Source organism: Actinoplanes sp. NPDC051405 (assembly GCF_055586185.1).
The window spans coordinates 178,287-190,518 of sequence record NZ_JBVJIR010000009.1 but is presented as its reverse complement, the minus strand read 5'-3'; the positions used below and the strand labels follow the sequence as shown (position 1 = coordinate 190,518).

The following is a 12,232-nucleotide window of genomic DNA, read 5'->3' as shown; positions in this document are numbered from 1 at the left end:
GATCACGGAGCAGGAACGACGATGAAGGGGTAGGTCGGCATGTCGATCACCGACGACGCACGACCCGATTCCCGGCCGCAGTCACCCCCAGGAGGTAAGCCCCCCGGTGGCCGCCCGCCAGGCGCCGGTGGACCGCCGCCCCAGACCGGCGGCTTCGACAAGTCACCGCCGCAGGACATCGCCGCGGAGCAGAGCGTGCTCGGCGGCATGCTGCTCTCCAAGGACGCGATCGCCGACGTCGTCGAGATCCTCAAGTCACACGACTTCTACCGTCCGGTGCACGCGACCGTCTTCGACACGATCCTCGAGCTCTACGGCCGCGGCGAGCCGGCCGACGGCGTCACCGTCGCGGCGGCGCTGTCCGACTCCGGCGACCTGCAGCGCATCGGCGGCGTGCCCTACCTGCACACTCTGATCGAGAGCGTGCCGACCGCCGCCAACGCGTCCTATTACGCCCGCATCGTCTCCGAGCGCGCCGTGCTGCGCCGCCTCGTCGAGGCGGGCACCAAGATCACCCAATTGGGGTACGGCACGGGCGGCAACGGCGGCATGGACGTCGACGACATCGTCGACCTGGCCCAGCAGGCTGTGTACGACGTGACCGAGCGCCGGGTCTCCGAGGACTTCGCGGTGCTGGCCGACATGCTCCAGCCGACCCTGGACGAGATCGAGGCGGTCGGCGCCACCAACGGCATGATGACCGGCGTACCGACCGGCTTCTCCGACCTCGACCGGCTGCTCAACGGCCTGCACGCCGGCCAGCTGATCATCGTCGCCGGCCGTCCGGGTCTGGGTAAGTCGACCGCGTCGATGGACTTCGCCCGCAACGCGGCCATCCGGGCGAACTGCGCCAGCGCCATCTTCTCCCTGGAAATGAGCAAGATCGAGATCGTCATGCGCCTGCTGTCGGCGGAAGCCAGGGTGCCCCTGCACGTGCTGCGCTCCGGTCAGCTCTCGGACGACGACTGGACCAAGCTGGCCCGCCGGATGGGCGAGATCAGCGAGGCCCCGATCTTCGTCGACGACACCCCGAGCATGAACCTGATGGAGATCCGGGCGAAGGCCCGCCGCCTCAAGCAGCGCCACAACCTGAAACTGATCGTGGTCGACTACCTCCAGCTGATGTCCTCCCCGAAAAAGACGGAGAGCCGCCAGCAGGAGGTCGCGGAGCTGTCCCGAGGCCTGAAGCTGCTCGCCAAGGAGGTCGAATGTCCGGTGATCGCGGTGAGCCAGCTGAACCGTGGCCCGGAGCAGCGCACCGACAAGCGCCCCCAGCTGTCCGACCTGCGTGAGTCCGGCTCGATCGAGCAGGACGCCGACGTGGTGATCCTGCTGCACCGCGACGACTACTACGACAAGGAGTCCCCGCGAGCGGGCGAGGCGGACTTCATCGTGGCCAAGCACCGAAACGGCCCTACGGACACGGTTACGGTGGCAGCGCAACTGCACCTGTCGCGCTTCGTCGACATGGCGATCGTCTAGCGCGGCAATCACGAAGGCGGAGGCACGGGCGGCCGGTGCCCGGTAGAGAGGCGACTCACCCAGCACGGTGATTTCGGACGGCCGGGCGTCCACGAGGACAACGAAATGGTCTCGGAAGCCCTCCACCGCGACGCCGGCCGGTCGGGTGACGCGCTTCTCAAGCCGCCAGCCGTGCGCTGCCAGCAGGGTGCTGACACGGTCCAAGGCCTCGACGGGGGGCAGATCACCCAGGCCGGCGTGGATCGTCACCTCGAAGCCGAAGCTCTCCTCACTCCAGTTCACCGAGCCGGCCGACCGGCGCAGGGGTCCTGGGTCGTGCGCGGTGAAGACGTCTTGGCCGGGCAGGGCAGTGGTGACCAGCTGGATGAGTTCCTCACGCACGGCGCGATGCGCATCTTCGACGGCGCGAATCATGGCTGCCCAGGACGGTGGAACCGCGGGGTCGTGACGAGCAGGACGTACCGGCAGGGGCACGCCGTCGACGAGGTGTCGCTGCTTGAACTCCTCCCAGGTCGGCACGCCGATGGGCCGGGTCGCATGCCGTCCGGATGTCACCTCGACCTCGTAGATGACGCCGGCTCGAGTCATCGCGGCGTCCGCGGACTCAACGACGGCCTGAGCGAGCTGCGGGTCGTCGTAGACCCGCTCGTCGATGAGGAACGCCGGCCGGAGATCGTCGTAGGCCTCGCCGTACGCGTACAGGTGAAGGCTTTTCCCGGGGTCAGGCATCGCCCGGCTCGGTCCGAAGGACGAAGCCGTTCCACTTGTCCTCGTCCCAGTCGTAGATCGTCGTGCCCTCCGGGAACTCAGCCGTGCCGGCGCCAGGCAGCGCGGCGCGCAGCAGCACGTCGTCGTCATGCACGTGGATCACGGCAAGGTGAGCGGAGGTCGCCAGCGCCTGGAAGACGGCGGTTGCGGCGAGCTCCTCGATGTCGGCGCCGGTGGTCGGCTCCACGCGGCGGCCGCCGGCCTGCCACAGCCGCAACTCCACGTCGTAGGCGTCCGGTGCCTCGAACTCGCCGTCGGGCCGGAACGCCGCCTCGGAGTTGTGCGCGACGACGGGACCGCCGAACTCGCCGTCGACGCCTGGCACCAGGCGGGCGGTGTCAACGAGCAGCCAGACCTGCTGGTCGCGTACCTCGGTGCGGCCACCGATCAGCTTGGCCACGAACTCGGCGACCTCCGCCGGTGACCCGTCGGTCCGCACGAACAGCTGCTCACGCACTGACATTGATGTCTCCCGTGTCACCACGCCACACGACAGAACCTCCGTCGCCCGTAAAGACGATCATGCGCTGCTCAGGCAGCACATCGCGCCCCTGCTGCCGCCAGAACCCGAGCGCGCGCCGGATCCCCCGCACGGCCGCGTCGATCGTCAACCCGACCTCACGGCCGTCGACCACCGCCACGGTGATCCGCGGGTCCTGCCCGAAGGGCTCACGCAAGCGCTTCTCGACCCGCCGGGAGAAATCCGCATCCTTGCGGTCGGGCTTCAGGTCGGGATCCAACCGCTTGAGATCACCGTACGCACCAACGTCGGCACCGTCGGTCCGCAGGAGGACATCGGGGTTGCCGAGGCCGTCGGAACGCCCGTGAGCAGCTTCGAGGGCCCGGACGTCGAAGGACTGGCCGAGGTGTTCGGCCTGCCGGCGTTCGTGCTCGTACTCGAAAAGCTCCAGGTAGTGGGCACCGATGGCGAAGTCATCACCGAGTGCGCCCTGCATCTGGCCGATCAGGCCGTTGATCACCACGGGGCCGGCGTTGGTGGGCAAGCTCTCGCCTGCGACCGGCGCGTCGGAGGTCAGCTCCGGCGGGGGCCCGTTTTGCCCTCCTGGCACATCTGGAGCAGCGTTTCCTCGTGGGGTAGTTCCGTGCTCAAGGCCGGCTCCGCCGTGTCCTGGTGCTGGTGGTCGTTCAGCCTGCGCGCTGCTATTGCCGGAGCGTAGATCCACGCCAGATCCGCCGCGCTCCACAGGATCCTGTTCGTGCCGGTCTACTCCTACGCCTGGGGTGGGCCGAACTCCCAGCCCATCCTCTCGCCCTCTTCGAACATCTCCAGGAGCGTCTGTTCCTTTGGGAGTTCCGAGTGCAGGGCCGCCCGGGCGATCTGTTCCGCCTCCGCGCGATCCAGCGGCCGAGTCCTTCCCTGATAATTCGGGTCGAACAGAAATGTGGCCGCCACGCTCGGGTTGTAGATCCACTTCTTCCGCGGCACGCTCCACAGCACCGCCTGAAGTGGACCCCTCATGTGAACCTCGTAGGCGATGAGGCTCGTCACCGTGTTCAGCTCCGAGTCCGTGACTGCTCGGTAGCCGAACTCCCCGTCCGTCATTGCCATCCCGTGACGTGTCAGCACTGCTGGGGTCTGCTGGGCCTGCTACTGGCGCGGTGGACCGAAGTCCCAGCCCATTGCCTGGCCCTCGTCGAGCATCTCCAGGAGGGTTTGCTCCGTCGGAAGGGGCGACAGGAGAGACTCCTGCGCGATCTGCTCGGCCTCGGCTCGGTTGATTCGGCGGATCCTCTCTCGATAGTTCGGATCCCTGAGGAACGTTCCGGCTTGCTGGGGGGCGTAGATCCACGCCTTCCGAGGTGCGCTCCACATCACCGCTCGGAGGGGAGCCGTCGACTGCACCTCGTAAGCGATCACGCTCGTCACCGCTCCCGACATGTCCGACTTCAGGATCGCCCGATAGCCGAACTCCGCTGCTGTCATCGTCATCCGATCCCATGCTCTCGAAAACATCGGCTCGGACTAGACCGGTCCGATCGAGAATTCTATCGAAGCTTGAGCCTTCACTGTGCAGGTCCCTCAGGTACCTGTGCCAATCCTCATCCCGTTCGGCAACCCACTTCTGGAAGGTCGAATTGACGTCCTTCCAGTCAACGCCCTCGAGTTGTCTCAATCCATGCAAGCTGGTGGGGAGTCGGTCTGCTATTCCCGCATTCTTGTTGATGGCAAGCATGCGGAGGAAAGCATCGACCTGGGCGGCAGTTGGTGCCGCCGGGTGCCGCACTACCTCGTAGAGTGTATGCGTAGCCGCTCCAATAGACCGTGATAGCTCGGTCGGGAACTGCAACTCGTAGATTACACCCTGCGGGTCGACGACAGTGACGTTGAGTCCATTGTGGCGTCCATCTCCGCGCCAGAAGTTGACGACCTTCTTGAAGTCGTGGCCCCGGCTCCGTAGTTCCGCTATAGCCGTCAGGGCATGCGCGTCATATCCGGCTTCAGGTAGCTGAATCGAGAACCGCACCCGGTCCTTGGTATTGCTCAAGAACGTTTCGGGCGAAATTTCTTCCGCTTCGAACTCGGCGGCGAAGGCACGGGCAAGTGAGGACTTCGTCTTATAAGAATGCTCGACGCCGACGAGTTGGGCAGCGCCGTCGCCGAAGGCATCGTTGATCGATGCGACCACGTCTTGGAGAGTCACCTGCAGCCGGGCGGCGTCCTTCATGGCCTGGTCGACAGAGCCTTCAATGAGGGCTCTGTGCTCTGGCTCCAGCGCCGCCAGCTGACGGCGCTCCGCCTCGCGTGGATCGAAGTCCTCGGCGACCATCTCGGACACCGGAATTCGCGGCGGTTTGGCGCCGCTGGTGCCTGCCGGCCCCGCTAGCGACTCGTTACCAGGCGCTACCGGCGAGGTGGACCGAAGGTCCAGCCCATCCTCTCGCCCTCCTCGCACATCACTCGGAGTGTTTCGTCGCTCGGAAGTTCCGTGTGGAGGTTCTCCACTGCGATCTGTTCCGCCGCGGGCCGAGTCACCTGTTCCCGGCGTTCCTGGTACTTGTCGTCGTACAGGATCGGGACTGCCAGACCCGGAGCGCTGATCCAGGCTCTCCGCGGGACGCTCCAGATCACCGCTTGGAACGGGTTGTCCAGTAGCACCTGGTAGGCGACCAGGCTCGTTATCGTTCCTGATAGATCGAATCGCAGGATCGCCTGATAGCCGAACATCCGCATCTTCATCCGTGTCGTTGAGCGGTCCAACCTCGGTTGAGTCGCTCTGCTCATCCACCGACGGCTGCGGATCCTGCTCGGCCGTATCGCCCTCGTTCGCTGCTCCATCGTCGGCCGGGTCAGCGGGCGTCGCGCCGGTCGGCTCCAGTGACGATCGGCTCCACAGGCCGGCCTCGTGGTACGGCAGCGGCGCCGGGCGGCCCTGTCCGTCCACCACCACCGCGTCCATCGAGATCACGTTGCCGTCGTTCTTGACTCCCGCGTGGGAGTACAGCGGCGTTTCCTCCGACAGGCGGCCCGTTTGTGGATCCAGGAACAGGATCGTGCCGTTCTGGTTCACCGCTGCCCACGCGTGGGCCGTGCCTTCCTCCGAATCCGTCACGATGAATGCGAAAGCGCCATGGCCCGCGTTGTACAGATGGTTGTGCAGATTCGTCATGGCCGTGTCCACAGCCTGTTTCGCCTGCTGCGGGTCCAGCCCACCCACGTACGGGCACAGCCCCTGGAATTCACCGCCGACGGTGTCCTCGATGCGGGCCAGGCCTCTATCTTCCGCACCCAATGGGCGTGTCGGGTCGCCGTACGCGTATGAATCGAATGTGCGCGGCGCCGAGACGCGGGGGCGACCGTGCACGTAGGTCTCATACAGGGAAAGCACGCCGTCCACGCAATTGATGCCGCGGGTCGGGTCGGCGGCCGGGCCGCCGTCATTCACCAGGCCGAACCAATTCCCCTGCCGGGGATCGGCCAGGCGCACCACCCGGCCGTCCGCATCGCGCGGCATGGCATTTTCCAGATCAACCTGATGTACGGCGAGAGGCGCGCGCAACCCGCCCCGTTTCCCGTACGGCCGGCTTTGGTCGACCGGCGGCGGAATGCCGTCGCCGGTGAGCGCCGACTGATCCCCGGTTTCGACCCCGCCCAGCGCCATCGTGCCGACGTCGTCGTTGATCCGCACCCAGTCCGCCGGCTCGACCTCGACCCGCTCGGGCGCGAACTCCCCGGCCAGCACCTGCCGGGCCCTGAGCTCCAGGTCGTCGGCGTCCTCACTGGTACGCCGCGCCTCGGCCCGAAGATGCTCGCCGAGCAGCGTCGAACCCGACGCCAGGGCGGCATTCGCCTGTATGCCCAGGTCGAGCACCTTGGCCCGCTGCCCGTCAGCGATCCGCACCAGATAGTCGGCATACTCGGCGCGCCGATTGTCCTCGTGCGTGGCGCGCGCATGCTGCATGTACTCGCGGTACGACTTCCGTTCCCGCGCGTCATGCTCGGCCAGCCGCACCTGCTCAAGCCACTCGGCCCGGTCGGGGTGAATCCCGGCCGTCTGATTCGGCGTGCCGGATTTCAACGCCTCGTCGATCGGCGAGTCCGGATCGGTGGGGTTCGGGTCGGTGGAGTTCGGCGTGCTGCCGTGCGTCGGCTGCCGGTCGTCGCGGGGAGCGAGCGCTTCCGCGATGCGATCCACCGGCGCGGGCCTCGGGGCCAGCGCTTCGGCGATGCGGTCGACCGGGCGTCGCGGCGATGGGACCGGGTTGGGAGCGGGCCGCGGCGTGACGGGCGGCTCTGGTGTCGGCGGCGTCGGGCTGGGCTGCGGGTCAGGTCCCGGTCGCGGATCGAACGGCGGAACCGGCTCGGCCTGGCTGACCCGGCCGAGGTCGTCCGCCAGCAGGGCGTCTGGCGTCTCCAGCCGGGGAGTCGGCGTGGGCTCGACAAGATCGAGAGCTGGCGACGGAGAGGGGGCGAGCAGCCGAGGCGCCGGCACCGGGTCGGGCGCGGGTGCAGGCTGCGTCGCGAGATCAGGCGCAGGTGGCGATGCAGACCAGAGCGCCGGCGCCGGGTCAGGTGCGGGCGAAGGCGCAAGGTCAGGTGCGGGCGAAGGCGCAGGGTCCGGAGCAGGTGAGGGCGGCGGAACCGGCGAAGGCGGCGGCCCAGGCGATGGCGACGGTGCAGGCGCGGGGCGCGGCGTCGGCGAAGGCGTAGGCCCAGGCGACGGCGAGGGCCCCGGGAAAGGACCAGGCGACGGCGAAGGAGCAGGCTGCTGCTGGTACGCCGACGAGTAGTAGATAGGCGCCGGCCGCGGAGGCGGAGGCGGCAGAGTCGTCTGCTTGGGCCGCCACAGCCCATCCGGCCTCCCGTTGAACGGCATCGGGTTCCCCCGCCCGTCCACCACCAGCGCATCCAGCGCCACCACGTTCCCCGCGTCGGGACGTCCGAGATGGCCGTACAAGCTGGTGCCCGGGGGCGCGACCCGGCCCGATTGCGGGTCCACGAACAGGATCTGGCCGTTCTGGTTCACCGCCGCCCAGGCGTGCGCCGAGCCGCCTTCCCACGCGTTGACCAGGAACGCGAACGATCCGTGCCCACCCGCCAGCAGCTGCGCGGACACGTCACCAAGCGCCTGCTGGATCTTCTGGCCGGCGACCGCCGGGTGGTCGCCGCCCACACCCGCGCACAGTGACTGGAACCGGCCGCCGGTCGCGTGCTCGACGCGTTCCGGGCCGATGTCCTCGCCGTACAGGGGCTTTGTCGAGTCGCCGTCCGCGTAGCCGTCGAACGTTCGCGGGGCCGAGACCCGCGGCCGGCCGTGCACGTACGTGTCGAAGAACGACAGCACGCAGTCCTGGCAGTTGATCCCGCGCGTCGGGTCGGCCTTCGAGCCACCGTCGTTGACCAGCTGGAAGTACGGCGCGCGCGGGTCGGCACCGCGTACCGGATCGCCGTTGCCGTCGCGGGGCACCGCGCTTTCCAGGTCGATCTGGTGTTGGGCGAGCGGCTCGCGCAGGCCCGCCCTCGTCCCGTAGGGCCGGGTCGCGTCGATCGGCGGCGGATGATCGTTACCGGTGAGCATCGACCGGTTGCCGAACGTCACCGCACCGCGCGCCAGCCGGCCGCGGTCCTCATTGGCCCGATGCCAGTGCTGCGGCGCGACGTCGGTGATGGTTCCGGGCGGCGGCCGCCACGCCGGGTCCTTGAGCGCCGCCGCCTGCGCCTCCGCCCGCTCGGCCTCCGCGGTCGCCACATCGACGTGAGCCTGGAAGAACGCCGCCATGTGCGGATCGAACTTGAGGAAACGGGCAACCCGGGCAGATCGCCGTGCGCTGCGGGCCCGGCGGCGCGCGCTCTCCGCCTTGCTCTCGATCGCGTCGATCACTTCCTGACGACGGTGCGCCGCATACGACTGGCGGAGCCTCCGGGCGTACCGGAGATAACCGTCCACTTCGGTCTCCGGCGCGGCCGCCGTCTGCGGCGCCAAACCGCGGCCGGGACCGGCGCCGACCACGATCGCCGCCGGATCCGTCGAGGTCGTGCTAATTCGCGACGGTACGTCCACAGCCCCGTCCCGCGGCCCGGGCACCTGCGGCGGTCGGGTGGTCGGGTTGCTCGGCGCAGGTCCACCGGAATCGGTCCGCCCCGGAAGCAACCCGGTCCCGATCCCGCTGGCCGCCGGCGCAGTGACATCAACTCGAGCTGTCCCCGGCACCGAGGCCACCCCGACCGGCGCCGCAGAAGTCCGCGGTGACGTGGAACCGGGGTCACTGCCAGCAGGCGTGCTGCCCTCAGGACTGGTCCGAGGCGACGTGACAGTCGGACCCGTCCCGGCGGGCGTGGTGACGTTCGGGTTGGTCCCGGCGGGCGTGGTGATGTTCGGGTTGGTCCCGGCGGGCGTGGTGATGTTCGGGTTGGTCCCGGCGGGCGTGGTGATGTTCGGGCTGGTCCCGGCGGGCGTGGTGATGTTCGGGCTGGTTCCGCCGGGCGTGGTGACGTTCGGGCTGGTCCCGCCCGGCGTGGTGATATTTGGGCCGGCCGTGGCGGGCGCGGTGCTGTTGGGACCGGCCGTAGTCGGCGCGGTGCTGTTGGGACCGGCCGTAGAGGGCGCGGTGATGTTGGGACCGGCCGTAGAGGGCGCGCTGATAGTGGGACCGGCCGTAGCGGGCGCGGTGCTGTTGGGGCCAGCCGTCGCGGGCGCGGTGATGTTCGGGCCGGGCCGAGTGGTCGAGTTCAGACCGTTGGGCGACGTGACGTTCGGAGAGGTGCCGGTCGGCGTCGGATGCGTGCCATTGCCGACAGGCCCAGCCACCGAGGGGTTGGATGCGGCGCCGTTCGGCCGGCTCCCAGCCACGGTGTCCGGGTGCGAGCTGAGATCAACCCCGGAACCCCGGCTCGCGGAAGGCGTGGTCCCACTGCTCGACGTATCGGTTCCGAAGGGAGACCACGGACTGAGCCCACCCGCGGCCGCAGCGGACCGGGGGCCTGCGCTGCCCGACACCCCATCGCTTGAGGAATACCCGCCAACCGGACCCCCGCTACCCGCCGCCGAGGTCGAGGTCCCCGCCACCGAGGCCGGCGAAGGCCCAACTGCGGAAGGCGCCGAAGCTCCAGCAACAGAAGGCCCAGATCCAGAGGCCAGAGACCCGGCGGGGATCGACCCACCACCGGAAGAACCAAGCCCACCCGGCGCCATCGACCCAGGCGTTCCGCCAAGCGACCCAGACCCAGACCCCGCAAGCCCGCCAGGCGAGCCGGCACCCGCGCCATTGCCTGAGGAGCCCGAGGACCCCGAAGACCCGGAAGACCCGGAAGACCCGGAAGCAGCCGTATCCCCCGCGAACGAGGAAGGCGCATCAACCGGAGGCGCAAGGCTCGAAAGATTGACCCCACCAGAGGGCGCCGGAGCCGAATAAGCCACCGAAGTCGACTCACCCGAACGAGCCGAAGACCCCGACCCACCATCTGCCGATACGGACACCGCCCCAGCCGACGAACCACTCGATCCACTGGCGAATGACGTCGGATCGGACGAACCAGACAAGGGAGAAGGCGAACCGGACAAGGGAGAAGCGGGACCGGACAAGGGAGAAGCCGGACCGGACAAGGGAGAAGGCGAACCGGACAAGGAGGAAGCCGGACCAGGCAACGAGGAAGCCGGACCAGGCGAGGAAACCGACGACAACGGCCCGGACTCGTCGCCCGACCCCGGCCCGAGAGACCCCGGACCACCAGGCACCCCGAGATTGCCGACCTGATCAGCCAACCCGTCCGCGAAGCCCGTCCGCGCGCCGTCCATCAGCGACCCACTGGCCCCCGAGCTCGCCGACTTGGCGACACTCTCCAGATCCGGCAGATCCCCGCTGACCGCAGCCCCGCCGAACTCCCCGAGCACCTCCGCGGCCATCCCACGGGTCATTCCCCCGCCACCGTGGCCACCCTTGCCGATGCCGGCCCCACTCGCCGCGAACCCACCGGCGAATCCGCCGGCCGCCGACATCCCGAGATCCCGTACGTCGAAGCCGTGCGCCCGCCCGGTCGAGTTCTGGTACGCCTGGATCGCCCCGTTGGTGGCGATCTCCTCGCGCATCTCGTCGAAGCCCTCCTTGAAGGCTTCCTTGCCGAGCTTCTTCAGCCCCGCCTTCGTGGTCAGCTGCTTGGCCGCCCGCTGCCCGGCCTCCTTCAGCGACTGCTTGATCGCCTTCTTGCTGAGCTGCTGGACCAGCCGCTTGAAGATCTGCTGGATGGCCAGCCGGGTCGCCGCGATCAGGCCGCCCGCCACCGGGGACGCCGCACCCAGGGTCAGCGCCACGGCGACCGCCATGCCGATCAGTTCGATCAGGAACAGGCCGATCTCGATCCAGGCCTCGAGTTTGGCGCCTTCGATGTCGCAGCCGCATTCCTCGACCAGTTTGCCCAGCTCGTCGGCGATGGCCAGGAGCGAGTTGAGCGGCGCGTTCTCGTCCGCGGACAGCTGGTCCCAGGCGCCCTTGAAGGCCTGCGCGCCCGCTCCGCCGTACCCGGAGAGCACCTGGCCGGCCGCGTCGTAGGCCTCGTCGCGCGGCTCGGCCAGGCGTTGGGCCAGCGCGTACCAGCGGTCGGCGACGTCCCAGGTCGTCTTCTCGTTGCCTTCCGGCCAGTCGAAGCCGACCACCCATTCGAGCGCCTCGTACGCCCAGCCGGGCACGTCGAACGGCATGTAGTCGAGCGGGTGCGGGATGGGGCTGGGCAGGATCGTCACGAGCGTGTCCTGTACGTCCGCTCCACCTGGACGGCTGCGTGGTGGTCCGTCTCGGTGGCCTCACGGACCGTGTCGACCACCGCGTCGCCCAGGCCCTCGACGTACAGGCCGAGCTTTTCCCAGGCCAGCAGCACCTGCTGCTCGATCGGGCGGTAGTTGTTCTCGAAGGCCTGGCCGATCTCGTCGGCGCCCCAGGGGCGCTGGCCGCTGAGGGCGGCGAGCTCGCCGCCGGCGCCGGAGCGTTCCGCGGTCAGGTGCTTGCCGGCTGCCGCCAGGTCACGGCCGCCGCTCAGCACGCGGTCGGGGTCGAGCCACAGTTCCTCAGCCATTGCCGTCCGCCTCGCGCATGATCGCGTCCTGGCGGCGCAGCAGTGAGCCGAAGTTGTTGTCCCGGATGAACTGCATCGGGCCCGAGTCGGCCGGCAGGTAGCCGGACATCATTTCCTGCACCTGCTCCGCCACCTGCGCGGCCGCCTTCTCCGTGGTTGCGACGATCTTGCGGCCGAGCTCGGCCGCGTCCATGTCACGGTAGATCCGCCGATCCAGGCGCAGGTCGATCAGCTGACCCCGAGGGCCCACCGTCGCCCGGATCAGACCGTCCTCGGATTCCGCGGTGACCTGCAGTTCCGCCAGTCGCCGCTGCATGTCGTCCATTCCGGACCGAAGCCGCTGGTACTGCCCGTACACGTCGTCGAAGCGCGCTCGCAGCGCGTGGTTGGCATCGCGATCCGCCATGTCCGCCACGGTCGTCCTCCCCCGGCACCCGACCATCGATCGAGGTGACC

5 protein-coding genes are annotated in these 12,232 nt (G+C 68.8%); 1 reads left to right on the top strand and 4 read right to left on the bottom strand.

From position 1 onward, the window contains the following. The first annotated feature begins 39 nt into the window (after positions 1-39). On the top strand, positions 40-1,482 hold the full coding sequence (dnaB, locus tag ACZ6S4_RS20875; RefSeq protein ID WP_465476532.1) for a replicative DNA helicase: 1,443 nt from the start codon (positions 40-42) through the stop codon (positions 1,480-1,482). 721 nt (positions 1,483-2,203) lie between these two features. On the opposite strand, the gene ACZ6S4_RS20870 is transcribed toward dnaB, so the two are convergent. From ACZ6S4_RS20870 to ACZ6S4_RS20855, 4 genes are read right to left on the bottom strand one after another with little or no spacing between them, the layout of a single operon-like run. Then, on the bottom strand, positions 2,204-2,713 hold the full coding sequence (locus ACZ6S4_RS20870; protein WP_465476531.1) for a hypothetical protein: 510 nt from the start codon (positions 2,711-2,713) through the stop codon (positions 2,204-2,206). Beyond that, positions 2,700-11,447 (bottom strand): toxin glutamine deamidase domain-containing protein, encoded by an 8,748-nt coding sequence (locus tag ACZ6S4_RS20865; RefSeq protein WP_465476530.1) that lies wholly within the window; start codon positions 11,445-11,447, stop codon positions 2,700-2,702. The genes ACZ6S4_RS20870 and ACZ6S4_RS20865 overlap by 14 nt, the downstream gene beginning before the upstream one ends. Beyond that, positions 11,444-11,776 (bottom strand): hypothetical protein, encoded by a 333-nt coding sequence (locus ACZ6S4_RS20860; RefSeq protein WP_465476529.1) that lies wholly within the window; start codon positions 11,774-11,776, stop codon positions 11,444-11,446. The genes ACZ6S4_RS20865 and ACZ6S4_RS20860 overlap by 4 nt, the downstream gene beginning before the upstream one ends. Beyond that, entirely contained in the window at positions 11,769-12,182 is a 414-nt protein-coding gene (locus ACZ6S4_RS20855; protein WP_465476528.1) for a YbaB/EbfC family nucleoid-associated protein, read from the bottom strand. The genes ACZ6S4_RS20860 and ACZ6S4_RS20855 overlap by 8 nt, the downstream gene beginning before the upstream one ends. Positions 12,183-12,232 lie beyond the last annotated feature (50 nt).